This is a genomic window from Bradyrhizobium sp. 604_D8_N2_3, assembly GCF_051810765.1.
Classification (GTDB): Bacteria; Pseudomonadota; Alphaproteobacteria; order Rhizobiales; family Xanthobacteraceae; genus Bradyrhizobium; species Bradyrhizobium barranii.
In genome coordinates this window covers 2,317,585-2,343,196 of sequence record NZ_JBPWPM010000001.1, presented here as the reverse complement: position 1 = coordinate 2,343,196, position 25,612 = coordinate 2,317,585, and the positions used below count along the sequence as shown (strand labels likewise).

Annotated in this window: 27 protein-coding genes and 4 pseudogenes; 16 read left to right on the top strand and 15 right to left on the bottom strand. The window is 59.6% G+C overall.

All coding sequences use genetic code 11. The annotated features are described in order from the left end of the window. Positions 1-3: 3 nt before the first annotated feature. Positions 4-225: a hypothetical protein gene (locus AB7245_RS10990; protein WP_085405589.1), complete on the bottom strand. Its 222-nt coding sequence runs from the start codon at positions 223-225 to the stop codon at positions 4-6. Positions 226-851: 626 nt separating this feature from the next. Between AB7245_RS10990 and AB7245_RS10985 the strand changes: the two genes are divergently transcribed. From AB7245_RS10985 to AB7245_RS10975, 3 genes and pseudogenes are all read left to right on the top strand, one after another. After that, positions 852-2,540 (top strand): aspartate:alanine exchanger family transporter, encoded by a 1,689-nt coding sequence (locus AB7245_RS10985; protein ID WP_439034232.1) that lies wholly within the window; start codon positions 852-854, stop codon positions 2,538-2,540. Positions 2,541-2,655: 115 nt separating this feature from the next. Further along, positions 2,656-2,980 (top strand): annotated as a pseudogene (locus tag AB7245_RS10980) (dienelactone hydrolase); the annotation flags it as partial. Positions 2,981-3,010: 30 nt separating this feature from the next. Further along, complete coding sequence (locus AB7245_RS10975; protein WP_193375960.1) at positions 3,011-3,229, top strand: hypothetical protein; 219 nt, start codon at positions 3,011-3,013, stop codon at positions 3,227-3,229. Positions 3,230-3,311: 82 nt separating this feature from the next. On the opposite strand, the gene AB7245_RS10970 is transcribed toward AB7245_RS10975, so the two are convergent. Continuing rightward, entirely contained in the window at positions 3,312-4,463 is a 1,152-nt protein-coding gene (locus AB7245_RS10970; protein WP_245344286.1) for an AI-2E family transporter, read from the bottom strand. Positions 4,464-4,624: 161 nt separating this feature from the next. Between AB7245_RS10970 and AB7245_RS10965 the strand changes: the two genes are divergently transcribed. Beyond that, positions 4,625-5,215, top strand: a complete 591-nt coding sequence (locus tag AB7245_RS10965; protein ID WP_085405586.1) for a GNAT family N-acetyltransferase — start codon at positions 4,625-4,627, stop codon at positions 5,213-5,215. Positions 5,216-5,644: 429 nt separating this feature from the next. Here the strand turns inward: AB7245_RS10965 and AB7245_RS10960 are convergent, their stop codons facing one another. After that, positions 5,645-6,265, bottom strand: coding sequence for a hypothetical protein (locus AB7245_RS10960; protein ID WP_434057417.1), 621 nt, complete (start codon positions 6,263-6,265; stop codon positions 5,645-5,647). A 168-nt stretch (positions 6,266-6,433) separates the two neighbouring features. Continuing rightward, entirely contained in the window at positions 6,434-6,625 is a 192-nt protein-coding gene (locus AB7245_RS10955) for a hypothetical protein (RefSeq protein ID WP_085405585.1), read from the bottom strand. A gap of 2,201 nt (positions 6,626-8,826) precedes the next feature. Here AB7245_RS10955 and AB7245_RS10950 point away from each other — a divergent pair. From AB7245_RS10950 to AB7245_RS10940, 3 genes are all read left to right on the top strand, one after another. Then, positions 8,827-9,306 carry a PH domain-containing protein gene (locus AB7245_RS10950; protein WP_085405584.1) on the top strand — a complete coding sequence of 160 codons (480 nt, stop codon included), beginning with the start codon at positions 8,827-8,829 and terminating at the stop codon, positions 9,304-9,306. 305 nt (positions 9,307-9,611) lie between these two features. After that, entirely contained in the window at positions 9,612-9,941 is a 330-nt protein-coding gene (locus tag AB7245_RS10945; protein WP_346283407.1) for a DUF3551 domain-containing protein, read from the top strand. A gap of 288 nt (positions 9,942-10,229) precedes the next feature. Then, on the top strand, positions 10,230-10,451 hold the full coding sequence (locus AB7245_RS10940; RefSeq protein ID WP_038946060.1) for a hypothetical protein: 222 nt from the start codon (positions 10,230-10,232) through the stop codon (positions 10,449-10,451). A 116-nt stretch (positions 10,452-10,567) separates the two neighbouring features. On the opposite strand, the pseudogene AB7245_RS10935 reads toward AB7245_RS10940, so the two are convergent. Beyond that, a pseudogene (locus AB7245_RS10935) lies at positions 10,568-10,780 on the bottom strand (SOS response-associated peptidase); the annotation flags it as partial. A 1,177-nt stretch (positions 10,781-11,957) separates the two neighbouring features. Further along, positions 11,958-12,221, bottom strand: a complete 264-nt coding sequence (locus AB7245_RS10930) for a hypothetical protein (RefSeq protein WP_085398219.1) — start codon at positions 12,219-12,221, stop codon at positions 11,958-11,960. 260 nt (positions 12,222-12,481) lie between these two features. On the opposite strand from AB7245_RS10930, the gene AB7245_RS10925 reads away from it, so the two are divergent. After that, positions 12,482-12,748 carry a hypothetical protein gene (locus tag AB7245_RS10925; protein ID WP_071913258.1) on the top strand — a complete coding sequence of 89 codons (267 nt, stop codon included), beginning with the start codon at positions 12,482-12,484 and terminating at the stop codon, positions 12,746-12,748. A 166-nt stretch (positions 12,749-12,914) separates the two neighbouring features. Next, positions 12,915-13,654, top strand: a pseudogene (locus tag AB7245_RS10920) (outer membrane protein). A gap of 89 nt (positions 13,655-13,743) precedes the next feature. Here the strand turns inward: AB7245_RS10920 and AB7245_RS10915 are convergent. Then, the gene (locus tag AB7245_RS10915) at positions 13,744-14,427 is read right to left on the bottom strand and encodes a helix-turn-helix domain-containing protein (protein ID WP_038945731.1); all 684 of its coding nucleotides are present in this window, start codon (positions 14,425-14,427) and stop codon (positions 13,744-13,746) included. A 469-nt stretch (positions 14,428-14,896) separates the two neighbouring features. Further along, positions 14,897-15,352, bottom strand: coding sequence for a hypothetical protein (locus AB7245_RS10910; protein WP_439034231.1), 456 nt, complete (start codon positions 15,350-15,352; stop codon positions 14,897-14,899). A gap of 479 nt (positions 15,353-15,831) precedes the next feature. On the opposite strand from AB7245_RS10910, the gene AB7245_RS10905 reads away from it, so the two are divergent. Beyond that, the gene (locus AB7245_RS10905; RefSeq protein ID WP_038945733.1) at positions 15,832-16,353 is read left to right on the top strand and encodes a Spy/CpxP family protein refolding chaperone; all 522 of its coding nucleotides are present in this window, start codon (positions 15,832-15,834) and stop codon (positions 16,351-16,353) included. 149 nt (positions 16,354-16,502) lie between these two features. Here AB7245_RS10905 and AB7245_RS10900 read toward each other — a convergent pair. Beyond that, positions 16,503-16,696, bottom strand: a pseudogene (locus AB7245_RS10900) (IS5/IS1182 family transposase); the annotation flags it as partial. 457 nt (positions 16,697-17,153) lie between these two features. Between AB7245_RS10900 and AB7245_RS10895 the strand changes: the two are divergent. Continuing rightward, positions 17,154-18,206 (top strand): SphA family protein, encoded by a 1,053-nt coding sequence (locus tag AB7245_RS10895; protein WP_439034230.1) that lies wholly within the window; start codon positions 17,154-17,156, stop codon positions 18,204-18,206. Positions 18,207-19,155: 949 nt separating this feature from the next. Next, positions 19,156-20,712, top strand: a complete 1,557-nt coding sequence (locus AB7245_RS10890) for an ISL3 family transposase (RefSeq protein WP_135217323.1) — start codon at positions 19,156-19,158, stop codon at positions 20,710-20,712. Between the two features lie 22 nt (positions 20,713-20,734). On the opposite strand, the gene AB7245_RS10885 is transcribed toward AB7245_RS10890, so the two are convergent. From AB7245_RS10885 to AB7245_RS10870, 4 genes are all read right to left on the bottom strand, one after another. Then, positions 20,735-21,400 carry a bifunctional DNA primase/polymerase gene (locus tag AB7245_RS10885; protein ID WP_439034229.1) on the bottom strand — a complete coding sequence of 222 codons (666 nt, stop codon included), beginning with the start codon at positions 21,398-21,400 and terminating at the stop codon, positions 20,735-20,737. Then, complete coding sequence (locus AB7245_RS10880) at positions 21,397-21,750, bottom strand: hypothetical protein (protein ID WP_085402483.1); 354 nt, start codon at positions 21,748-21,750, stop codon at positions 21,397-21,399. Before AB7245_RS10880 ends, AB7245_RS10885 begins: the two co-directional genes overlap by 4 nt. Next, entirely contained in the window at positions 21,747-22,448 is a 702-nt protein-coding gene (locus tag AB7245_RS10875; protein ID WP_085402482.1) for a hypothetical protein, read from the bottom strand. Before AB7245_RS10875 ends, AB7245_RS10880 begins: the two co-directional genes overlap by 4 nt. A gap of 119 nt (positions 22,449-22,567) precedes the next feature. Beyond that, positions 22,568-22,840 carry a hypothetical protein gene (locus AB7245_RS10870; RefSeq protein ID WP_144030799.1) on the bottom strand — a complete coding sequence of 91 codons (273 nt, stop codon included), beginning with the start codon at positions 22,838-22,840 and terminating at the stop codon, positions 22,568-22,570. Between the two features lie 309 nt (positions 22,841-23,149). On the opposite strand from AB7245_RS10870, the gene AB7245_RS10865 reads away from it, so the two are divergent. Further along, entirely contained in the window at positions 23,150-23,431 is a 282-nt protein-coding gene (locus tag AB7245_RS10865) for a helix-turn-helix transcriptional regulator (RefSeq protein WP_094184193.1), read from the top strand. Positions 23,432-23,506: 75 nt separating this feature from the next. Here the strand turns inward: AB7245_RS10865 and AB7245_RS10860 are convergent, their stop codons facing one another. Then, on the bottom strand, positions 23,507-23,821 hold the full coding sequence (locus AB7245_RS10860; RefSeq protein WP_439034228.1) for a hypothetical protein: 315 nt from the start codon (positions 23,819-23,821) through the stop codon (positions 23,507-23,509). 33 nt (positions 23,822-23,854) lie between these two features. Next, positions 23,855-24,043: a hypothetical protein gene (locus tag AB7245_RS10855; RefSeq protein ID WP_439034227.1), complete on the bottom strand. Its 189-nt coding sequence runs from the start codon at positions 24,041-24,043 to the stop codon at positions 23,855-23,857. Positions 24,044-24,226: 183 nt separating this feature from the next. Between AB7245_RS10855 and AB7245_RS10850 the strand changes: the two genes are divergently transcribed. The 3 genes from AB7245_RS10850 (at position 24,227) to AB7245_RS10840 (ending at position 25,347) form a co-directional block, all read left to right on the top strand. Beyond that, positions 24,227-24,457, top strand: coding sequence for a cysteine rich repeat-containing protein (locus tag AB7245_RS10850; RefSeq protein ID WP_144030798.1), 231 nt, complete (start codon positions 24,227-24,229; stop codon positions 24,455-24,457). 77 nt (positions 24,458-24,534) lie between these two features. Next, the gene (locus AB7245_RS10845) at positions 24,535-24,798 is read left to right on the top strand and encodes a hypothetical protein (protein WP_085402492.1); all 264 of its coding nucleotides are present in this window, start codon (positions 24,535-24,537) and stop codon (positions 24,796-24,798) included. A 363-nt stretch (positions 24,799-25,161) separates the two neighbouring features. Then, positions 25,162-25,347, top strand: a complete 186-nt coding sequence (locus AB7245_RS10840) for a hypothetical protein (protein ID WP_210421620.1) — start codon at positions 25,162-25,164, stop codon at positions 25,345-25,347. The last annotated feature ends 265 nt before the right edge of the window (positions 25,348-25,612 follow it).

Genomic DNA, 25,612 nt, shown 5'->3' with positions numbered 1-25,612 from the left:
GCTTCACTTCACCTTCGCTGCTTCATCGAGACACTTGTAACCTGAGCCGCCGCGCGCCATGCACTGGTCGAAGTGTTTTGTCTGCCGCGCTGCCGTTGGTCCAGCAGGCTGCAGCTTTCCGTTCTTATCGACGCATTCGTACAGCAGGCCGGGTGTGCGCAGCGAGCAGGGCATGCACGACTGCTGGGCTTGCACCGCGCCCACTCCGACCAGCAGCAGCATCATCACAAAACAGCTTTGCTATCACATCAAAGGGGGCCGAATCGATTCGCACGGAGTCAAGACGCTGTGAATAGGTCGAATAACTGCGGGGTGTTTCCCCCGGACTCCGCGTGGCGCGCGAATCTCTGTAGGGTGAGTAGGTCAGGCGAACTTGATTCGTCTGATGTCCGAGGCAGCTGACGGCCGACCGGCGTGCGATGAAACGGTTCACGTCGTAGCCGCCCGGCTGACGATGCGGCCGGATGCTCTTCGTTTGGATCACGGTTGCCCCGCGTTGCCCTCTCCGAGCACACTGTCGAGCGATCGGCCGGCGCGTTCATAAACGGGCCTCGTTGAGGTCGGCTTCGCGGCCAGGCAGCAGGGTCGAGGGAGCGATCACAGCGATACCAAGCTCCGTCCATGCAGACCAAGCCGGTAGACCCAAAGCAGAACACGACTGGTACCCGATCGTCGCGGTGCGCCGACGAAGCAGTGACGATGTCCATCGTGCTCATGTCCGAGACGTCGACTGTCCCGAATCCTGCACGGCTCAAAAGGCGAAGGCGTGCCGTCGGCGAGGATTGATCTAGATCAAGCGTCGCCCGGTTTCACGATTCAGATTCGGCGCAAATGGCTGGAGGGCATGCGCCATGGATACCGTCAGGTGGATGATCTCCACCGCTCCGGAAATCTTCCTGCTGCTTTCCATCGCCATCGGCACGGTGCTGGGCCGAGTCAAGATTCGTGGTTTCTCAATCGGAACGACAGCCTGCATACTGGTGGTGGCCGTTCTTATCGGTCAGCTCGGAACCTTTACATTCCCGTCGCTGCTGCGCGTGCTTCTGTTCAGCCTGTTTGTGTTCACGATCGGCTACCGGTCCGGCCCCGAATTCTTCGCCTCCTTGAGCATCCGCACCATGGCGCAGGTCGCCATGGCGCTCGTGCTCGGCGGCACGGGTCTCATCCTCGTTTTGATATTTGCATTCGCGTTCAAGCTCGATCCGGGCACGGCCTCGGGACTTGCCGCCGGTGGGCTGACGCAATCTTCCATCATCGGCACGGCGTCCGGAGCGCTCGCGCAAGTCGGCTTGTCCAGTGATGCTTTGAAGCAGCAAGAAGCAAACATCGCAGCCGGATACGCCGTCACCTATGTCCTCGGCTATATTCTCACACTCCTGTACGTGCCGTTTGTCGCACCGAAACTGATGCGGATCGATTTGAAGGCGGAGGCGGCGAAGCTGGAGGCGGAGCTTGCCGGCGGCAACCCGCCACAGAGTGAAAATCTGCACTATCGCAAATTCCAGGCGCGCGCCTACCGAGTATCGGCCGCCGCGGGACGCACGGTCAAGGACGTCGAAGAGGAAATCGGCAGCCGCACTGTCGTCGAGCGAATCGTGCGGCAGGGAGCCGATATCGAGCCGCGCCTCGACAGCATCCTCGAACCCGGCGACGACATCGTCGTCGCCGGGCGAACCGCTGCCCTCGTCGCGGCAAAGCCGGTCATCGGCAAGGAAATCGATGCCGACGAAATCCTGAAGGCAATTCCGGGCAATGTGATCGACGTCCTCGTCGACAGCCGCCATCTCCATGGCCGATCGATCAAGGAGATCGCTGAACGCGTCGGCAACGACGCACGCGGCGTCTATCTCCGCACGCTGACCCGGATGGGCCGCGAGGTCCCGTTGGGCCCGGACACCCGCGTCTATGTCGGGGACGTCATGACGCTCGTCGGCAGCACTCGCAACATCGAGCGTGCCGCCACGAAGGTCGGGCAGATACTGCGCTCCGGCGACCGCGCCGACATCGCCTTTCTCGCAACCGGCATCGCCGCGGGCCTCCTCGCGGGTCTCGTCAGCCTCAGGGTCGGCGGCATCCCGCTGACCTTGGGCGGCGGCGGCGGCGCGCTGATCGCTGGCCTCGTCTGCGGCTGGATGCGGTCGCGCCGGCCGACCATCGGAGCGTTACCACGCGCGGCACAGCAGACACTGAGCGATCTCGGGCTCGGTGGCTTCATCGCAGCCATCGGGCTCGGCAACGGAGCCGCGGCCTGGGCTGCGATACAGGCGCACGGGGCGTTGCTGGTGGGCATGGGCCTGGTCGTCACGCTGGTGCCGCTGATCGTCGCGACACTGTTTGCGCGCTATGTGTTGCACATGAATCCGGTCATCACCTGCGGGGCGCTGGCCGGCGCCATGACCGTCGATGCTGCGGTGACCGGAGCCTGCGAAGTCGCCGAGAGTCAGACCCCAGTTCTCGGCGTCGCAGTGCCCTACGCCATCGGCAACGTCGTCCTGACTGTGCTCGGCCCGATCATCGTGGCACTCACTTATACCGGCTGACGGAGGCGACGATGCGTACGCAGTTGGCCGCAATCTTCCGACCGCTCTTGACGGCTTTGGTTCTCCTTGCCGCCTTCGGCTTGCCGGCCCTCGCCGAAGACAATGTCCGTCTCCAGCGATCATCACCTTTGCAGCAGGTCGCGGCGGTCGCGTCGACGGCAAGCCCAACAACAACTGCGCGCCGGACAGACTGGTCGAAGCGACCGCGGATTTGGGCCGTACCTCGCGGGTGCCATGCTGTGGTTCTATATCGAGAACGACACGTTCTTTGGCCCGGCGTTGTCGAAGCGCATGCATGAGGCTTTCACTGCGGCCGGCGGCAGGGCCGATATCATCTGATGCCGCCCTTCGGCAATGAGGGGCATTTCCTCGTCGGCTCGACCGACACAATTCCGATGTGGTCACCGCTCGTCGAAAAATCCCTCGACGCGCATAAATAGTTACAGAGGCTGGCGCCTGGAGACGCAACCATGATCAACGCCCCTTCAACGCCATGGCCCGGGCACGCTCGCACCTTCCTGTTGATTTTGTTCGCAGCGGCCATTGCCGGACCAGCTTCGGTCCAGAACGCCGCGGCGCAAAAGCAGGCCTCTGAGGCGAAGCCCGCCGAGATCGCCCCTCGCGGGCAGCGCGAAGCCAAAGACATCACCTTCGGAGACTGGCAGAAGCTCTATGTTGATCACTGTTGATCACGCTGATGACGGTGCCGAGGAACTGGACTGCCATCGCGTGCTCCCATGGCGGACTCGGCCATGCTCCTGGTTTCGTCGGTCAGCGATTGTTATCCGGCGAAGGGGATGATGAGACGCCTTGATGCAGATCAAGAGAGCGCGGCGGCCCATAGCCAACATCTCCCCGCTGCGGAGCGCGTTCGGTACGGATCCAGGCAACCGTCAGCTCCCAAGCCACCGACAGAATGATCGGTCCGATGAAGAGGCCGATGATGCCGTGGACGAGGGTTCCTCCGATCACCCCGATCAGGATGACGAGCGCGGGTGTGGTCAGGCCTCGCCCCATGACGAGCGGCTTTAGGATGTTGTCGAGCACCGATACGATCACGAGAAACACCGTCAGCAGAAGCGCGATCGGGAATTCCTTGTCAGTCCAGATCCAGATAATGACCGGCAGGATGACGATCGTTCCGCCGATCTGCACGATCGACAGCAATAGCACCACGAACGCCAGTAGTCCCGCGCTGGCGATACCGGCCAGCTTGAACCCAATGCCGGCGAGCAAGGATTGGACGATCGCGACGCCGATCACACCCTGCGCGACCGCACGGATGGTGGTACCCGCGAGGTCCAGAAAGTGCTCGCTCTGGTCGGGCACGATCCGTGACAGAAAGTCACGACCCGCGGCCACGAGTTGCGGGCCATATGGAAACAGGACGCCAGCCACGATCACGGACAGCAGGAACTTTACGGTCCCCACACCGGCATTGCCGGCAAATCCGAGCAAGGTCGTCGCGAAGGGCTTGAGATACGGCACCACTTCGCGCAGAAGCGAACGCAGATTGGTCGAGGCCTGATCCCAGAGATCGAAGAGCCGAGGCCCGACGAGTGGCCAATCCTTGATCGATTGAGGTGGCGACGGAACCAACACCTCGCCGGCGGTCATTTGGCCGGCAAGATCCCTGATCCCGTCGACTGCGCCCATGCCGAGCCACGTCGCGGGCCCAATGACAACGGCGAGACTGATAAGGGTTAGGATCGCTGCCGCAAGTTTCGGCCGGTCGCCGAGGATTTTGGCAAGGCGCTCAAACACCGGATTAAGCGCGACGGCGAGCACGACACTCCAGGCCAGGATTGGCACGAACGGACGGATCAGGAGCAGTGTCCAGACGATCAGGACCGCGAGCAACCCCAGCCGGATCACAAGCTGGATGACCTCGTCTCCGGAGATGATCTGGCGGAGTGTTCTCACGGACGCGCCTTCAGCCTTGGCCACGCATGTTGCGGGTGAGTGAGCTAGTTCCCCCTCTCGCGCGGAGGTCTTGATCCAGATCAAGCGACCACGACCGGCCGGGAGGCCCATGGGCGGGATCGGGCAAGTGCGTCGCCCGGCCTCTCGACACCGGAGTCCGCATGTCGGTCACCAGTGCACGAGAGCGCTTGCGCGACGGCAGTCCGGTCGAAGTTCGCGCGCTTCGGCCGGAGGACGAGGCCGACATGCTCCCCGCACTAGACCAAGCGAGCCCGCAGTCGTTGCAGCGCCGATTTTTTGCGATGAAGAGCCATTTCAAGGAGCGCGCCTTCTTCATGGACGTCGATTTTAAGAATCATATCGCCTTGGTTGCGCGCGCGGAGGAAGCAGGCCGGAAGGCTGTGGTTGGCGGCTGCCGATATATTGTCTCCGAGCCCGGCCGGGCCGAGATGGCTTTCATGGAGGTCAATGCATGGCAGGGGCGCGGCGTTGGCTCGATGCTAATGCGGCACCTCGTCGACATCGCGAGGGAAACGGGACTGAAGGAATTGACGGCGGAAGTCCTGCCCGAGAACACATCAATGTTGAAGGTCTTCGGCAGGTTCGGGTTTAGGTCGGCTGCGCGGCGAGATCCACAGACAGACCTGGTAGCATGCTTTCCATGGGATTTTGCCCTCCCCCGAGGCCGCACCAAGTTTCCGTTGCAGGGACGCGCGCGCAACCGATCACTCCGCAAGCGCGCGATAAACTGACGCGTGGCCTATCTTGAGGGCCTTTGCAATGGCAGACGGGCCAGCGCCGCTGGCCTTCATTTGCCACTGTGTTCGCCGTATTGGTTGGCGGCTGGATGTTCCGCTACGAGCCAATCGGGCAAGGCTTCGAACACAGAAACCGCTTCACGGGCGCGACCAGTAGAGTTTCCTTGGAATGCTGGACAGATAAAGATTAGGCCGCCACTTGGACATTGCTTCTCCGCGGCCGCCTCAGTTGGCGGCCTTTTCGGCTAGGCGAGACTGGCCGAGCAGTGCGGCCCCGTGTGTATGCCGCCATCGCGATACACGTTAACTCGCCGTCGCTCAACTTCTCTACGCGACGCGAATCGCTCATCCCGTCCGGCTCGTTGATACGCCATCACGCAAGCTCGGATGGCACCTCGACTTTGGCCCGCCATTTCCCGGGGTCTACCGGTTGGCAACCAGTTGCACCGTTGGACGTCCACCGTTTAGCGCTCTGAGTTGGGTTATGTATTCTTCAGGCTTCAACAAATGGAATGGAGCCTTCAAGCCCATAAAACTCGCTATGCGACCGATGAAATTGGTGCAGTTGGTTGTTCCCGCGTTCCACACCGGCGAGGTCGCCTGAAGACGCTTGATGTAAGCAAATACCTTTTTGGCGTCAGCCTCATTCAAGTAGACTCGATAACTGGCTGTCAAATATTGCTCATCGAGGTCACCATAGCTCGCGCCGGTTTCAGAAGGCACAAACATGAGATGTCCCAATACGTACGGCAGCGTGTCACCTGCTGGATGCAGGCCGGCAACTTCAACCGCCCTTTGGCTCGTCTTGCCGTACCAGACAAATGCGTGTCCGTAGGATGCAGCAGTGCGGGCGCGAAAATCGACGTAGTAGGGTCCTTTAACTGAAGATACCCGGGCCGGCTTTGCATCCGACGTGGCTGGCGAGCTGCTTGGCGCAGCTGCGGCCGGTTTCGTAGCGGAGTTGATTGAAGTCTTGGGGGCAGTGTCCGGTCGCTGCTGAAGATCAGCGCGCCCCGCGAGTTGCTGTGCACTAGCGCTTCCCACGGAAGCCGCAAAGATTGCGACCCCGACAATAAGTCGCAGATCGCGGTATTCCCAGATCACCCTTGCCACGTTCAACCCTTCTTGGACCCACCACAGCCCAAGCCAAAACATTATTGAAGGTGAACGCCTCCGGCCCCCGACGGGCCGAAGGCGCTTGAATCTGCGGGATTAGCCCTTGGTGACTAACGGAGCCGGCGCCGGAGCCTTGCCGATCGGGTATTTGCCGACTGGAGTTTTGCCGACGGGATATTTACCAACCGGCGCGGTCTGGACGACGGGCTGCGGACGAGGCAGATCCGCGGCAACTGCCGCTCCCACCAAAGCCAAAGACGCAGTACCCGCAATTACGAATTTCAGCATCAATCTCCCCTGAAGTTGCCCGCTACCCCTTACCGATTCTGAACCTAGCCGGACGCTCTACCCACACAACAAATAGATGCCCGTGCGGACAGTCGCGCGATCCCTTTTTTGGCGAATGTTGCAGAAGGGGCACGCTTTCTTTCAGCATATTGATGGGAAAATCCTACCGGTCCGCTCCGCGTAGACCCGGTAGCTGTCACCGAAAGTTTCCAACATCATTCGCTCTTCCTTGCCGACGCAACCAAAGAACAAGATCCCGAAGCCGGCCAGGCCCGCGAAACCGGCAATCCAAGCAATGCCTGGGCGATAGCCCACAGCCAAAATGCCGAATACATCGGTGTCGAACTTTCCGATAAATCCCTTCCGTCACGAGTTCATGATTCTCCCGCACGTCGAGACTTATCGACCAATTCCGGCCGAGTGCACGGTGGGTCAGGTGAAACACGCCCAGAGCTGCAATCGCAAAGAGAGACCCCAGCCAAGCCAGGGAGGATAGAAGCTGCGATCTGCAAAATGAGGTATTCCTGTCGCTACGTAGACGAGCGGAACAAGTCCAAGTCCCGAAAGAGATATGAGCAGGAGCGCAGTTTCCAGGGGCCGCGAGCGCTCCACACAACCCTCGCACGACGAGAACGCCGCGCGTACTTGTAGCGTACCCAGCCGATCACCAACGCGACGAGAATGACTTTTGAAATGGTGGGCGTCATTTGAATCAGGCTGCCGCGCCCGGACTTCCCAGCAGTTCGCTTGCTGACGGCGGCACGCTCGCAATAAGTCCTCCGTCGTCAGCGATCATCGACGCGGCGCCATCCGGGGCGAGCGTCTGGGATTTGGCTGAAATAGGTCCGCATGTGAGCATGAAGTAGTCATACGATGTTCGCCTATCATTTCCACTGACGAACTGCCGTGCATACGGGAGAAATTGAGAGGATGCGTCGATACATGTCGTCGTCAAGCATTCGGCTAAGTCTCACGACCCTGACGGCATGTCTCACACGGGCCAACTCAAGACCATACCGGCTTCGTCCTGCTTTCTCTCATCCGCGGAGTTGCGTGGCAAGAACACTCCAAGAAACCTACGGACCGACCGTTCACGACTAAGCCAGTGGCTGGAAAACTGGTGCGGCTTGCCGGTGTCCGGTAGCCCGGCGCTGGCGGCGCGCTGTAGGGCCTTCTAATGGCCTCACCCTTGACGCCGGTTCTGTGTCGTCGTGGCGACGGATGCCTAGCACAGCGAAATGACGCGACGTGCCAACTCTACGAACCCACAGACCAAGAAAAAGGACGTGGTGTGGCTCGCGCTCAACAGTCGCACGCCATCCGCTTCAACGAACACCTGACCGGCGGCGGACCCGACGATCTTCAAGCACGTCTGCCAGATGGGGCTGGAAGGGATCGTGTCGAAGCGGACGGCGGACTATCGAAGACGTGGCTCAAGTCGAAAGAACTCGGCGAGCGAGGCGGTGCGCCGGGAGCGCGTGGAGGATGGCGTTAGTCTCGGCGCACCCCGGCCTTCATAGTTCTGCCCAAATGGAAAACCCGACGAAGGCGAGTACAGCCACGCTGAGAACGATAATCGTAATCGCCCCCACTTCGATAATGGAAAGCCGTCTTGCCATGCGCCAATTTTTTCGGCAGTCGAGCGACAGCGTTGATCTGGATTATGTGCGGCGACCATCACGCCCAGCAGCCGCTCCATCAGCGGCTTCGGGCAACCTTGATCGCAGAATGCCGCTAGTGACAGTTTCGGGTCGTCTCAGCCTTCGTGGTTGCACCGCTTAAACCATCGGCGCGCTAGCAAGTCATTCCGGTCGCACATCTGCGGACGGCTCGACGGGTATGGCGGACGGTGGTTCTTGCGACGCACACACCGTTAACTCGTGTCCTACCCGCGCCGCAGGCAGCAGCGACTTCAGTGATCATGCCGTTGGGCGGAGGAGTAATCGGCGCAGGTGTCATGGCTTGCGCCGATACTGCGACCGATAAGGCGAAGCCGGCAATAGCAATCAACCTGATCATTCTGCACCTCCCTTAACCGTCCAAACATCCCGACCTCTCACGGCAGGGGATGGGACCGGCTCTCGTGTGAAAGCATGCGAGCTTCCGGCGCTGGCCGTTGGAAGGCTTGAGATAGATCAAGGTCTTTCTCCGTTTAAAATGGCGCATATTACCGCGGTGATAGGTAAACTCCGGGTAGGCGTATGGGGCGCTATATCGACGAAATCCTACAGCCTGGCGAAAGGGTGCTGTATTCGACCAACGAACACTGGGTGTACTTTCTGCCTGCAATCGGGGCGTGGATCGCGGCGGTCGCATTTCTGGTGCTGTGGCGCTTGGCCGCCGTCGACGCGCTGACGTTGGTTTACTTGGTATTGGCGGCGGTCGCTGGGCTTGCGGCCTCGTACTGGACGGCGACGGCTTGGTTCCACCGCTGGACCACCGAGACCGACGTTACCAACATGCGGGTCGTCCACAAGGCCGGTTTCATTAAGAGGCGGACCTTTGAGATGAGCCTCGACAAGGTTGAGAGCGTCGATGTCAATCAAAGCGTTCTTGGCCGCCTTTTGAACTATGGCGACCTCACCATTCAGGGCGTCGGCGAGGGTACGCAAACCATTTCCACCGTTAGTTCGCCTCTCGCGTTTCGCAGCGCCATCACGACAAGACCGGTTGGCACGTAAATCGCGGCATGGTTTGACAGCCGCCGCCCCAACAACGCCCCCGGAGCCCCCCGCGCTGGCGATTTTGCGGCGGCGCTCGCGGGGGACCCGGTGGCGCTGCGGCTCTGCCTTGACCGGATTATCCTGCCCCAAAGATCAACTCGTGGCGTTCGCGCTGCCGCCCATCAATCATCGTCAGCTTTCCGCGCGGAAACCCATCTTCGCCCCTCATTTGGCGAGCAAGCCCGAGGTGGCGCCCGTTGCAGCGTTGAGCCACCACAGCCGTAGCCCCAGCCACTCGCGCGAATGTGAATTGATCTGAAGCAATGGGCTTTGTCTGGCTTCGATACGCTGATGCGATGGAGTCGATCCGTAAGGAAATTCTGATGCGCATTCCAACTTTGGCGATTTGGGCAACGATCTCGGTTTTGGCGGCCGCGCCAACTCAGGCCCAAACATATGGCGGGAATGCTCCGATCTGCCTACAACGTTGGTACTGGGGCGGAGGCGAAACTTTCTACTGCGGCTATAGCTCGATGGCGCAGTGCCACGCCAATGCATCGGGCCTCTCCGCCATGTGCGTTACCAATCCATATTTTGCAAACGCACAAGTGCCACGGGAACCAGCCTATCGGCAGCCTCGTCGCGCCTACTAGATCGGACAGGGGCGCGACGACTCGGGTTGAGATGGCTGACGCCTCTGGAGAGCCCGCCCCTCGATCCGATCTCGCACGAGCCGCATACGCTGGCGCTGAAGCGAAAATCCGCTGATGGAGGCCTGCGGCGCTGTAGGTGCATCGATCTGCGACAACCAAACGACTGAACGGGTATGAAATCCGGACAATTCTTGATCTTCAGTGTGACCGCGGCCGTAAAGAGGCCAAACGGACCCAGCGTCCTTTGGCAGTCATCTCACTGTTGTCAGCGTCGGCTACACGACCGACATGAGCTACGATCCATCCACGATAGCCACATTGCGCCGCGCGTTGGACGAGGTGCTGCTTGACGCCCGTTTCCATCAGCGGAAGTCGGCTTCGGCGCTTGAAATTGCTGAACATCTTCTGGCGCGTGCGGCGGACGGAGAACGGGACCTAGAGCGCCTGAAATGCTCGGCTTTCAAGAAATTAATCGGCGATGCCGCGCGCTTGCCGAGCTGGACTGCGTAGCGATCTCAAGACTCTTGCGGGCAGCTCTTGGGGATCGGTAAGGTCGATCGACGGCGACTTTCACTTGACGGCCTTAGTTCTCCTTCGGCGCCACGCGCCACGATCCTCAGCGCGTCATCCGGCAGCGGACGTTGCTCGGAGAAGCTGTTAGCCAGGACAAGGCGGCGGTTCTCCGGCTTCAGGCAGCCTGGCCAGTGCGGTGACGGCATTGCGGATGTTGGTGACCGGTGGCCCGCCGAACTTTGGTGGCGGCGGCATGCCCCAGCGCATCATGGCCAGCTCGCGGCCGGTGTCAGTGTTGCCGGGTAACCCGGAAACACGACCGGCATCGGTGCGAGGTTGCCGGCATAGCGGTTGACGACGCGAAACAGCGCGATGATCGCGGCTTGGTTGGTTGTGATGCTGTAGAGGTTTCACGTGCGCTTTGCGGACTACCGCTTCTTAAAGTCCGTTAGCTTGCGCATGTAGTAACCCTGTCTCTGAACGGCGAGCTTAATGTCCTCGCTGACGCTCGCTACTTCTAGCGCAATGCCCACCCGGCGGTGAGGCAGAATTCTTTCAGCATGGGGCAAGCCAGTAATGGAGCAAGTTCATGAAAAAGATGCATCTAACAAAACTTGCAATTGCGGGCTCAACTGTCGCATGCGCGGCACTGTTCTCGTTTAGCTGGTCTGAACAACGCGGTGTCTCTATGTCAGTCGAGAGTGCCCAAGCACGGGTCGGTCGACCACTGACCCCAATGAGCGTTGCAGGTGTTGCTCGCCGGCAAGACCGACGGGCTGCGTACCGGTATGGAGCCGAGGTAGTCGGCGCTAGCGTCGCCGGCGCGGCCGCCGTCGGCGGCGGCTACATCTCCCAACTGGGGATGGGGAGGCGGCCCTTACTACACAGGCGGAGCTCGGGCAGCCAACGCCTACTATGCGGCGTCCACGGCCAGCTCCAGCAATGGCTGGTACATAACTCCTACCGGCATGGCCTGCACATCGGAGACTTTGGTCACAGGCACCAACGGTTTGCCGTTCCGCTGCCCGTAAAACACACGCGAAGGCCGGTGAAGCGGGCATCGACTTCGGCGCGTCAGCATACCAGCGACGTTATGGCACCCTGATCTGCTGCAGACTAGCGGAATTGATCGCACGCCCGGCACACCGAGTCAGCAAGGAAACGACTAGGAGGCGGTCCAAACGGCTGCCTCCTGATCAAGCTCTTTCTGATTCTGCACGCGGATTGATGTTTCCTTTCAAAGGGCACCAACGGAGGGTGACGGTGATCAGGTTATTGGCTGTCCATCGCGATATCGATGCAGGTGATGCCACGCGCGCCGATTCAACCAGACGGCTTCATCACGCGTTGGAAAATAGATGACAGCAATTTGGTGGCCTGCTCCTGAAGCCGAGAAGTCCCCTCGAAACGAAGACGCTCCATGGCCGAAAAGTTGTGTTGAATGCTACCGCGGGCCACGATGTTGGTTTATGCACCAAGGCTAGGGGCCCGCCGGCAAATCCTCTATCGACGCACTCCGACGCGATTAACGCCGCCATTGGCATTACCGCCGACGTTATGACGGACTGCAGCGCGCGCAACGGGCCGTGGCCGGAGGGCAACGCCAGCCCGGGCAACGCAACCCACCGGATAGTCGACGTACTGGCAATACACGATCGCGCGGGCCGGTGATGGAGCAAGCGTGGCCCCTGCAAGTCCCAGAAGTGCGCTGGCAGCGATTCCTGTAACCGTCACTGACTTTATCGAAAGTCGCATCTTAGCCTTCATGATGTCCTCCTAAGGGTAGCAGAAGCCGCATTCCTACGGCTTACGATAGCGTGTGCCCGGACACATGAGCGACATTGACGTACATCAAGGGTGAACTGGGCTGTGCGTTAACTCCGTCGAACATCCTCCGTGTTCCCTACCGCCCGTCGCCTGGTTTACTGACAGCACCAACCGCGATCTTGATTCAGATCAACCAGCTTCATGATACCCGCACCAAAACAAGAGACCGACTGGGCTAGGGCAATTAGTTGGTGCGTGCGATGACGCCGACTTGGTATGTCACCTTCGAGGTTCGTAAACGCGGCACGCTGCCGAAGCAGCGGAGCCCTCGGGAAACAAGGACCTTCGCTACGGAAGCAGAGGCCAAGGCATTCGTTCGTGCAAAGCTCGACGAAGGTCTCGTTGTATTTGCGGGCACGATCAATCCGCATGTCCCCAGGCAACTCATTCCGTCGCCCCGCATCCAAGCTTGGCTTGTCGATGAACAATGGAACGCTGAGCCAGATACAGGTCCCGACGCGGAATAAGCACGTTCCCATGCACATACACCGCTCTCAAGTGGTGCCATCTTGTTACGGGCTTAGGGTCTCATCGCTCTTAGACTTGTGGACGTTCGTAGCACTTCATAAGAGCTCGCGTTCTCTGAACGAGAGAAATCTGAGCGAGGGGATAGGGACGCTGAAAAGGCCTTCGATGGCTGCGCTCAGTCTCGCAGCGCTGAGCATGACGGCTCCTGCCATGGCCGCCGATATGGCCGTCAAGGCGGCGCCGCCGGCACCGGTGGTGGCGATCTACAACTGGAGCGGATTCTACATTGGCGCCAACGGAGGCTGGGGGCAGAGCCATGGTTGCGTGGATTCCCTGACGCCCGCCGGGACAGTCGCAGGTGGTTGCGCTGATCGTTCGGGCGGCCTTGTTGGCGGGCAGATCGGGTACCGCTGGCAAACGAACCAGTCTGTGCTCGGCTTGGAGGCGCAGGGCGACTGGGCCGAGATCAAGAACACACGCGTCAGCTTGATCGATCCATTGATCTCAACCACAGGCAAGATTGATGGCATTGGGCTGTTCACGGCTCAATTCGGATGGGCATGGAAAGCGTCGCTGTTCTATGTGAAGGGTGGCGCTGCGGTGACGCGCAATCGCTTTGATGTCTTCAACAACCTCACCGGAGTCGGCCTGACTCCGCAGGTCACACGCGCTGGGGCGGTGCCCTCGGTGTCGGCTGGGAATACGGTTTCTCGCCGAATTGGTCGTTCGGCATCGAATACGACCATCTCTGGATGGGGCGTGACAACACGTCCTTCGCGGGCGTGGTCACGCCAGGGGGCATCACCCTTCTCGGCAACGGGGTCAGTCAGGATGTGGACATGGTCACACTTCGGTTGAACTATCGTTTCGGCGGTTATTCGGCACCGGTCACCGCTCGCTATTGAACCGTACTTCCGCGCAGATTAGAGGTCCCGGCATGGCACCGGGGCCGCTCAATTAGGAACGGCAAAGGGTCTTCGCTTCGACCCGGCTGTCAATTCTGACGATCGAAGCCGGCGAGTTGCTGCCGGTCCAACAGTACGATCTGGCGGTGGGTGGCACCGATGAAGCCGAGGATGCCAAGCTTGCGCAGATGCGATAACGCCCGCGAAACGGTTTCCAGCTTGAGTCCAAGGTAGTCCGCGATATCACGCCGTGACATTGGCAGTGCCAAAATGCCGGCGTCGGTGAGCCGCTCGTCCATCTCAAGGATGAAGGCCGCGACGCGCTCGATCGAAGTTTTGCGTCCAAGGAGCAGCATATGGTCTTCCGCATGCTTCAGATTGCTGGTGGTCATGCGGAGCAGATGCTTGGCCAGCGCGCCATCACTGCCGGAAATTACATCGAGATTCTGTCGCCGAATGAGGCGAACCGTCGTGTCCACGACGGCTTCTGCCGTAGAACGGTGCAGGCTTCCATTCTCCAGTCCGAAGATATCGCCGGAAACGTAAAAGGCGCCGATTTGCCGGCGGCCATCACGAAGCAGCTTGTAGCTTCGTACCGCGCCTGACTTGACCTGATAGACATAATCGGCGGGTTCCTTTTCGCCGTAGATCTTGTTGCACTTCCGATAGGTAAGTTGGCTCAGGCTGACGATCGGATTGGTTTCGGTCGGTATCCCCAGTTCGCAAAGGGAGTGCGGATGAGGCACCGACACTGAGGTGATATGCATCAGCATTGGACCCATTCCTTAATCTTGTGATGATGGGCCTGGTAACCGTGCAATTCCGGTGCCGGGTTAGGGGCGTGCATGGTGACAAGATTTTCAGGGATAGTGCATTCTCGGTATTGTCCTAAAGTTCATTGCACCAAAGAACAACAATGCCCGAGTTTGGATCTGTTTGGTTGCGGCGCTGCGGCGCAGAAATCTGCCATCGGTCTGCAGCTTAAGACCGGCGCTACGGTGATTGTTGGTGGACGTGTTCAATTTGCTCCCCGACGCTTCCCCAATCCGAGAGCCTGAACACGCCGGTCGCGGCCGCCTGCGGAGTGGGCAGAACGCGGATCAACGGCGTCTGCGTTGCAAGGACGACGATCCGCCAAACCCGGCGTGCAGTGCGCAGGTGTCTCCGTTGGCAGGGAAATGTCTGTGCGATGTACGAATAGGAGCCGCGAGACTCGGCGTTTGGATCTTATCCGGACGCCGATCACCAGGTTCTGAAGCCGAACCAGCCGAACTGTCCTTGTCGTGCCGCCAGAAGCATCTGCGGCTGGACGTTTCGCCTCGGTCGAGCCGCAACATGCAACATCTTGCGTTGTCGCTTGCGATCGACGGTTTCAGGCGGGCGTGTATCCTGTTTCGGCAGCATCGCGAAAGAATTCGCCACCGCCGGGCTCAGTGGGACGGTAACGGGCGGTTCGGCCACATCCGATGAAGTTGCGACCTCGGTCGCCTCGGCCACGGGCGCAGCGGCGACGATCACCGGCGACTGGGTATCGAAGACAATACGCTCGGGCCATTTGCGATCTGAGTGGATAAGTATGGCCGGCCGGTCCGCAGCCGCCTGATCGACGGTCGGGGCCCTCGGCAGCCAATAATCTGCAACAAAGAGCAGTGCGAGCAACACTGCTCCGACCTTCCAGAAATATGCCGCCAGTGGCATGCCGGTCGCTCCGGTGCGCCCCGAAACATTGACCTGGGCTCTACGTCGTCTGTTACCTGCAGCAAGATGGCCACGAGCTGCTTGATATAGATCAAGCGCGTTCGATCGCTCGCGAACGCGCTCTAACTGCAGCCGGTAATGCGCGCAACTGCCTTCATGTACTTGAGATCAAGTGCGGCGTCACCTCCGTCTGACCGAGAGTTGCGAGCGGTCAGGCGATCCGAATTCAAGCAGGTCTCAAGATCGAACCTGATATGCGAGCACCATCCCAGGGCGCTCTTCTCTGCCTCTTCCTTGGAGGGGCCAAACCCCACAAAGGTCTGAACGTGCCCGGCCTCGCCGTCGGCCCTCGATACGAGATTGATTTCTGAGATGTAAAAGGACGAACACTGGGCGGCGCTGGTTCCCTGATTTAGATCAACGTAACCGCGCAGTGCGTCACCATTGTGGAGTGGGGCAACTCGCCTAGGAGATGGCCGATGTTGAAAATAGTAGTTGCCGGAACAACCGCACTCTTCCTTGCTGCATCCCCGATTGCCAACGCGCAAACCTCGCAAACCTCTTCTGCGACTCCGGAACGGTTAAATGCAGCCGACCGGAATACGCTGACGGACATGAGGATTGATCTGGTAAAGGCCGCGTTGCAGCTGACACCTGACCAGGAGAAATACTGGCCCGCTGTAGAGAGCGCCATTCGTGCCAGGGCGGAGGACCGGAAAGCCCGCCTTGCAAAAATCGGAGAAACAGTGGGTAGACGGGCCGACGAAAACCGTGTCGAAGCCCTGCGCAATCGTGACCCTATCACCTTCTTGCAGCGGCGCTCGGAAGCATTGGCTCAACGATCAGCCGATTTGGATAAACTCGCCGAGGCGTGGCAGCCACTCTACAAAACGCTTAATCCCGAACAGAGGCAGCGCATGGCGGCCATCGCGATTCTGGTACTCCACGATATGAGTGATGCCGTAGACCGGCGCCGTGCGCTGTCCGAGGACGAGGACTGAGCCAAAGCAGTTCAATTCGAACCTAATGCATAATGGTCGGAGCATACGCAGCTAACTGACTGTATGCCTAGACGATGTTTGCTAAGGGTCTTGGCTGTAGAAGCACACTTTTGTAGATGAGCCGATAGCAAGCCAAGACCGGCTCGGCCTCAGGCCGCGATCACATAGATCAGCGGCTTGATCCCGACGATGTTGATGACCCGTGTCAGGCCAGAACCGAGAGTGCCATCTCGGCGGCTACTTTTGGGAGCGTTCTAGTGAGGAAGTGGGTCCTTCCCATGCGTGCATTCATCGTGCCGAACGGATGCTCGACTGTCTCGCGACGTTGGCGCATAGCGAGCGGGTTCAGGCATTCAGGCAATAGTGTCCATTGCTCACGATCCGCCTGCTCAACGAAGCGCCTCTCTGCTTCCCCCGCAGAATCACGAGAGAATCATGGCAAAGCAGCAGCGTTTCCACACAGCCAGGGTCACGAGCCGCAATACTTGCGGTGAGCAAAATCAAGTCGGCTCTGCCGCCAACAGCAGACCTCAGCAAGACCTCCCACACTTGTCGCGATGACCCAGGAAAAGACCTCGCTCCGGCAAAGAAAACCGAATATCTCCAGCGCAAGCAACTCTTGGTCGAGCCGAGACTGCGTCATCGCCGTAATACAAATATCCCCCGCTGTTACCATTCTGTCACGGATTTCGACGCTGCTTGTGCCCTAGTATTGAATGCCGTCTAACTTGGGGCCCCGCGGTTCGCGGAGCGCTTTGCAGTAGCCGCCACTGGTTGCAAATGCCGCCCAGAGGTTTGCAATGAGATCAAACAAACCGGGAAGCCGCGTCATCAACTATGCGGCAGCGGTTGCTGCTCTCGTGCTTTGCGCTGATGTTTCGCATGCCGACCAGGGCGGTAGCTCGTTCTGGTTTCCGGGTCAGTTTGCGAGCCTCGTGGCCATGCAGCAGACACCGGGCTGGGCGCTCAGTGTCATCGATTACCATTCCTGCGTCGCCGCAACCGGGGGCGCTGCTGCGGCCAAAGAGATCCTGGCCGGCAAAATCCCCGCGAACGTCAACGTTAATCTAAATCTGAGTCTGAGCGGGCGGGCCGACCTGATCGCCCTTGCGCCATCGTATACTTTCACGACGGCGGTGCTTGGCGGGCAGTTGGTCGTAGGCATGTCCGGCCAGTACGGCAGAGCCGCCACCAGTATCGCCGGAACACTGACAGCGATAGCCGGACCGATTGTGATGACGCGCACCGGAATGCTCGAAGGCTCACTTACCTCCTACGGCGACCTCGCGCCATTCGCGCAACTGCTATGGAGCCATGGCGTCGACAATTACATGGCTTACGTCACGGGCAATATTCCCGTCGGCGACTATGATCCGACGCGGATTCCCAACATCGGGCTCGGGCACGGCGCGATCGACATTGGAGGCGCCTATACCTATTTCGACCCGGCGGCAGGAAACGAAATCTCGGGCGTCGCCGGCCTTACCTACAATTTCAGGAATCCTGATACCCTGTACCGGAGCGGCATCGATTTCCACTTCGACTGGGGCGCATCGCACTACCTCACCAAGCAGCTTTTCCTCGGCATTGTCGGATATGCCTACCAGCAAATCACCGACGATTCCGGCCAGAACCCGATCCTCGGTGGCTTCAGGTCACGCGTTTTCGGTGTCGGTCCGCAAATCGGGTACGGCTTCCCGGTCGCAGACATGCAGGGCTCCCTTAGCCTGAGGGGATACGGCGAATTCGGTGCAGCCAACCGTCCGTCAGGATGGAATACCTGGCTGACGTTCACCATTTCCCCGTCCGCGCCTGCCGCCATAGCGCGCACGAAGCATCTGGTTGTGAAATAAACCTCGTGCCAACCGGACGTCGGCTGCGATCGGCCGATGTCTCAAATGGGTCAAAATGCGAAGGACTCAACGTAAGCACGTCGGCCTCGTTGAACGGACCTCAATGAGGCGTGTCACCACTTCGCTGATGGGCCAGACCTGGACTCATCGCCGCAGCAAACGACATGCACGAACCGCAGTGATTTACTCAATCAATCGTCGGCGCGGGCGAGTGATCGAGCACTTTGATCACCGTCTCGTACCTTGTCGGCGCGCATCGCGCTCCGTTAGTAGACACCACGCCGCACGGCACGACGCGTATGGCGGTAATCGCGACGGTCGACACGACGCGCAGTCACGCGGGCGCGCCGATACGTGTAGGCCTGCGCTTGATCAACGCTTAACTCCACGACGCCACGCGATGTAACCTGCGGCGAGACTGGAATCGTCGCCAACACCACTGCCGCAAACAGCAGCCCGACAATTGAGTAAGCCCTCATTGCACCTACTCCTATTATCTACCATGGCCGTCAATGTCGGCCACTGTCACCAGATGTCAATGAATATGTGCAGCGCATCGAGCGACATAGTTTTCGCCAAAGCTTTGCACATGACTGCTCCGGATACTCAGGCCAGCAGGAAAAGGCGTCGAGGGGAATGGTGCACTGCGTTCATGCGCGCTGCACAAATCATGGAATGCTCATGTCTCAATTGGTCAAAAGCAGCGGTGGACGCCAAGTTGGATCGGCGTCCGGTTTGCCCCTGACAGCCGACATGACACGCGCTCAATCGACCTTCGGCTAAGGGGCCAACAAACCGCCGCTGCCGCAAATTCTAAGACGCAAATTCCTTCGTTGATTGGTCAATAGCGCTTACTCAACTGTCAATCGGCCTGTAAATTTGGCTCTGACTCACTTTTGATGCAGTTCGAGGGATGTCTGGCGCTTTGATTTGGGGGAGAATCAGCGCCATGCAGCAGGCACTCCAGCGCTCCAGTCTGGTGCCGAGTGGATTTGTTGTAGAGAGTGCGTACTACGAAGGTGATAAGGCTGTTATTGCGGTCCGGGCGTCGGGAAGCATTGGTCTGTGCCCATCTTGCGGAACGGTTTCCCGACGCGTCCATAGCCGATACCGGCGTCGTGTGACTGATCTTCCCCTTTCGGGGCGGATCGTACAGCTTCTGGTGATTGCTCGTCGCTTCCGTTGCGGCGCCGTCCTATGCGGGCGCCAAATCTTCACCGAGCGCTTCGCCGAAGGGGTGCTGGCACCGTCGGCGCGACGCACGGCAAGGCTGGACTCTATCGTCCATCACCTCGGTCTGGCACTTGGCGGTCGACCGGCAGCAGGCTTCGCAAAACGGCTAATGCTGCCGGTGAGCAAGGATACGCTCCTTCGCGTGGTCCGACGCCGTAGCCGTCCGCCAGCTGATCCGCTCAGGGTTATCGGCATTGATGATTGGGCCTGGCGGCGCAACCACAGATACGCCAGCATCATCTGCAACCTGGAGCGGCGCCGAGTAGTCACCCTGCTCCCGGATCGGGAGCCCGCAACTGCCCAAGCCTGGCTCGCTGCTCATCCCACGATCGCGATCGTTGCCCGTGACCGTGGTGGGGGATATGGCGAAGCGACAGCAAGAGCCTTACCGCATGCGGTACAGGTTGCAGATCGTTGGCATCTGATGGAGAACGCCAGTCGGGCCTTCCTCGATGCCGTTCGCAAATCGATGCGCCAGATACGCACAGTGATCGGCGCGACCACGATTGATCCCAAGCTGCTAACAGCCGCAGAGCGGATCCAGTATGAGGGTTATCTGCGCCGCGAGGAGACCAATGCGGCTATCCTGGCTCTGTCGAAGAATGGCATACCTATCAAGCAGATCGTGCGTCAGACTGGTCACAGCAGGCAGCTGGTACGGCAGGCGATTCGCGGCGAACGACACGATGTCTTCCGGACCCGGCAAAGTTCGTTGGACTTACACTTGCCGTGGCTCGACGATCAGTGGGCGTCCGGCTGCCGAAACGGGGCTGAACTTTGGCGTCGTTTAACGGCGCGTGGCTTCAGAGGCTCGCTCCGCGTCATCAGCGAGTGGGCGACCCGCAGACGAAGGGCTGAAAAGCCCGACGCACGAAACCTTCAGCGGATTCCATCGGCCAGAACGATCGCGCGCCTCATGACAATCGGCGGAGATCTGCTCACGAAAGCAGAGACCGTCACGGTCGCGGCAATCGAAGCTGGCGTACCATCCTTGGTCGAGGCTCGCGAGATCATCGCCGAATTCCACTTGATGATCCGGCGCAGAGCCGAAGCAGGGCTCACGCCGTGGATCGACCGCGCCCGCGCCAGTCTCGTGACTTCCTTCGCCAGCGGCGTCACGAAGGATGAAGCGGCGGTTCGGGCGGCAATCACTTCGCCCTGGTCCAACGGACAGACTGAAGGTCAGATCACCCGCCTCAAGCTCGTGAGAAGGCAGATGTACGGTCGCGGGAAAATCGATCTCCTTCAGGCCAGGCTAATCGGTGCAGAATAATCGGAGCTGCACCAAAATTGCGTCAGAGCCAATATTGCAGGCCGAATGACATTACAGTCAATTCCGTCCAATCGCTCGCGCCGGCCAGATCAGCCTCGGCGCCACGGCCTTTGTGCTGCGGCCGCCGATAGCCAAAGTCCCCCTCCAGCAGCGCGACAATATCCGTAACGAGCTGCTGGGCCTCACCACCGCTAATGTAGGGCAATTCCGCTAGTAAGACCTGGCCGGGCTCTCCGCCATGCCAGTGATAGCTCTGGCCGGTGTCCGGGTGAACGCCATTGACCACGAGTTGTTGCCCGTCGCACAGGAACTCAATCTTTTCACCTGCACCATTCGGTGCGGTGAGGTTCGCCGTGATCTTCTTGAAGACCTCCTCGGTTCGGAACAATATTGCGCGCTTTGGCGGCTTACCGATCCGGACTAGGACATGCCCGTAACGGTCCTTGATCAGGTCCTCGACCGCCTGGGCCGCGTCCGCGTTGAGGATGTCGATGTCCAGCGACGGCATTCGCCGCGTCAGGCAGCCGGTGTTGGTGGCGTAGGGGTAGAGCTTGCTCCAGATTTCAATATCCCCTGCCGACGTCTGGTCCCGCTTCTGCCAACCCTCGATTATTGGACGCTTGCCAACCAGCGGGAGCGGATCATAGCCGCCACGCAACAAGATCTGACGCACATCTGACGGCGTCATGCGCTGCCCTCTGAACCGTCGCCCTGAAATACGCGACACATGAAGTCTTGGAATGCCGCATCTGACCGCATCAACTCGATCCGCCGGTGCAGTCGCTTCCGCAGCTCGTCCAATGTTTCAGAGATGGCGGTCTGCGAGCGCGTTGCGTCCAATGACATTGAGAGAATGCCGGCAAGCGCGGTCGTTAGGGCCGACGCAGTCTCCGCGGTTCTGAAAACGACGACGCCGGAGCCGGCTACCCTTGAGGTCTCTATGACGGCCTTGGTGATGGCCGCCGACATCGCGCTCTCAAACGCCCCGTCGTAGCGCTCGAAGGCTCCCTCGTATTTGCGGTCACGAGGATTGGTCATGGCACGGACTCAACTTCTCTTACGTAGGCGCCGATGAACTCCAGGAATTGTTCCCTCTCTTTGGAGGATGCCCTCCGCCACGCGTCCGTCAATTCGCCGTAGACCGACGTGGTTTGGGTGACGACGGCCGCGTCACTCTGAGCCGCGGCGAGCTGCGGTGCCCATTTGATCTTGGCAGTGGATCCTCTTCGGTCCCGCCTCCGCCTCCCGTCCCTGCCGACCGTCTCCGTCAACTGGGGAATTTCCCCAGTTGATTGTCTCTTTGCGCGGACCGAGGCGACTGTCTTGTGATCGACCTTCACGGCCTCTGCAATCTGCCGGTTCGACTTGTCGGGCGCCAATATCAGGAGTTTGGCGATCAGCTCTTGTTTTTGCTCCGTGGAGAGATGTCGTCGCCGAACGTTCTTAGACATCACGAAGCTGACCGGGTCCCGGCCTCCGACGTTGCGGTACGGAATGTTCTCCCAATCAGGATTTCCATTGCCGGTGACCAGCGTTGCACCAACCATTTCCATCGCGTCGAGCCGATTGCGGCCATCCAGCAGCTGGCCTTCGAACAATGCGACGCCCTCATGCAAGCCGTTCTTTTGAATGTCGTCGCCGAGCTCTCGTAACTCCTGCTCGGACATGAGCGGCAGCAGCTCGGCAGCTGGATGGAGCGGCAGCGCGTCACGCCACGACAGTTTTCCTTTTGTCATACCGGTCCCCTCTCTTGCGCGAGAGATCCGACCGGCGTATTGGAAGGGCGCTGGAAACGCCGATCGTTCTCCGGTCGGAATTTAGAAGCGCCGCCCCATTCTCCGGGGCGGCGTCTTGCTTAGGCAGCCTCTTCGGCCTGCCTATCTCGTTTATTGGCAGCGATGCTCGCGGCTTTCTCTTCTCGCTCGGCAATCCACGCAGTCACAGCTTCGTCCGCGATGCGGATGCCCGTGCGACCGAGAACCATTTCGCGCGGCCCCCACCCCTCGCGCTTTGCTCGTTCGTACGTGGATCTCGAGATGCCGACCGAAGAGCAGAACTCATCAACGGTCCAGGATGCCCGCGGCACAGGATTGCGTCGGTTGTTCTCCTCGCGCGATCGACAAGCCATGATCATTACTCCTCGCATTGCCAGCGAATACCTTCACTAGCCTCGAGGCTGATCATGCGCGCGTCATTCTTCGGCGCAAGAAAAAATGCGCGACAAGAAATCGCTCACCAAAAGAAAGCACCCTCAAAAAACTTCTGTGCCACACGTGTTTATTCGAAGATCTAAGAGAGTGCTCACCTTTTCCTATTCGACTAATTTACGTTGCAAGTCGGCTTGCTGTAGCCGCTCTCTAGCGCATGATCTACTCCACGGCGTTTCAGCACATTCCACGATAAACAGACACCAACTAACGTAGGGTCAGCTCTCACGATGACGCTCGGTAGGCGCAACGAATCTCAGCAACAACAACCCGCCTTTGACGCACCGAGCCCTAGACGGATGCTCAATGAGGCGCGGGTGCTGGCGATCATCCCCATCAGCCGCACGACGCTCTATCGCATGGAGAAGGCAGGTCGGTTTCCGAAATCGACCTATATCAGCCCGAACCGCCGCGTCTGGTATGAGGATCAGATCGTGGCATGGCAGAACGCGGTGAATGAATTCGATCCGCGTCGGGGGCGCGGTCCGGGGCGTCGGCGACGGGGTGCCTAATTTTTGGTGCGGCGGGCATCGCCGAGAGCACCGTGACAGGACATCTCGGCCTCTATTCAGCCCACATGATAATCATCAACGCGGATCTTCATGTTTCGGCAGCAAACTGAACCCAATGCCGGTGACAAGATAAACAGCGTCGCTTTCATCCACGAGTACGTCGCCGATTGTCATGGTTGTATGTTGTAGTCCCTTGCTCTTAAGCAAGTCGGCAGCCTCACCATTCGGCGACCAGTTCTCCGCTCGCATGCGAGACAAAGCATCTTCCTGGCTATCAGCCTCAATATCCTTCAAGTGAATATGAGTGGCCGAGAGGTTATCGGGATCGGGCGAGCCTCCAACGACGCCGCGGAGAAACGATGGCTTCATATACCAGATTTGATATTTCATCGGGCTCACCTAGATATTTGGCCGAAGCATTTATCAAGTCTGCCTTTTCACGATCTCAAACCCCTTTGCCTCCAATTCCAGCAGAATGCCCTGCGCCAAGTGCGTGCACTCTTCGGGCTTGATCCAATGCGGACTTCGCCAATCCGGGTCATCTTCCCTTGGGTAACTGGTGAATGCAGAGCGAATGGCGGCTTCGATCACGTCCATGGGATTGTCTGACATCTGCATCCCTCACGCATTTGACGAAATAGATCAAAATCCCCGCAAAACGAGCCCAGCCGGGGCGTTCGCCCGCAAGCCTTATCCCTTCAGAAGAACCTCACCACCATCAATCGCTTGATCTAGGTCAACGTTTCTGCTCTCGGGCTCAGGCACGTCAACAGCTTTGTAGAAGAGAAGTTAGAGATGAACTGGCTCATCCCCTTGTTCGGCATTGCAATCGCATTGTCTGGTCAAAATGCATTCGCCAAAAACCGGTTGACCGATCCCGTTACGATTGCACGGGAATGCAAAAGCGATGTGGAGCGCTTGTGCAGAGGAATTCGGCCTGGTGGCCATCGCATCATTCGCTGCCTCAAGGCGCAGGTGGCAGAATTGTCGCCCACCTGCTCGGCCGCACTTAAATCAGCGGAATGACGAAGGCCAAGGCGATCTGCGTAAAACGCGCGAGCAAGGCCCCGTCACTGCTATGGCGTCATAAGTGGAGCATACCGATGTGGATACTGATGTACGTCTTCTCTTACTCAGTTAGCCCGGCAGCTACAAACAACAGGGCGGAATGGCGGCTGCTGCCGACCGTGGTGTTCCAAGAGTTCTCGAACGAAGAACGATGCAGGGCGGCTAAATCGGCGCTTGAAGGAAGTTTACGGGATGCCGGAGAGAAGCTTAGAAGTGGCATGGAAGACTTGAAGGCCATCGGCAAAGCTGACCCTGCACAGGTTATCATTGCCTATAATGTCGAATGCCTACCGAAGTAAAGTCGGCGACAACGACCGCGCTGCTGGGGATACACGCTCCAAGGACGGATCACAGGCGGTCATTGCTCGTCGAGCGGCGGCTCGCCAAGCTCTTGGCAGACATTGGCGGTCCCGCTGCTGCATGGTGAACGGTCGTTGTGAACCACGCGCACGATTTGCTGCCGCCCCCCCCCGGCGGGCGCACCTGCTGCACCCCTACGACCCAGCAACCTGCCGCCACTCCCACTACGCCGCGTTGACCGGCGCACAGACAACGAACTCTAGCGGCTGCAGAACATCTCCCGCAGAGCCTCCTGCGCTCTGCGGGCCGCGCCGGGCTGCACGAATTGATCGCTTACTCGGCGCGGCATGGAGCGCGAAGCGATGGAGTTCGCCTGCGAACTGATCCACCCCAGCAAGGCATTCCACAACATGGTCTGCACTCGGCTGGAGGTCATTTGCCATGAAGACCTCGACACCATTGCCGCGCCGCACGTCGTCCCCTTCGTCGCGACCGCGTTGGCGCAAGTCGAGGGTGCTACAGCAATTCGATCGGCGAAGCTCGGCTGATGGCGGGCGATCCGCATGATGGCGCGCGCGCCGAAGTCCCGCGCGGGCTGCCACTTCGCTGCCGCCATCGGGCTTCGATGCTTGCTTGACCGGGCCAACGATCAACACACACTCGCCGGGAGAACCTGGGCCGCGGTCTCGAACACTTCCGCAAGGAAGGCGCGAGGTTGATCCCGCCACCGACCGCGACGATCCTTACGAGGACGAAGCCTACCGGCTGTGGGCGATCGAGCAGCAGAGCAAGTGAGCTCTGCTGCCGAGAGGC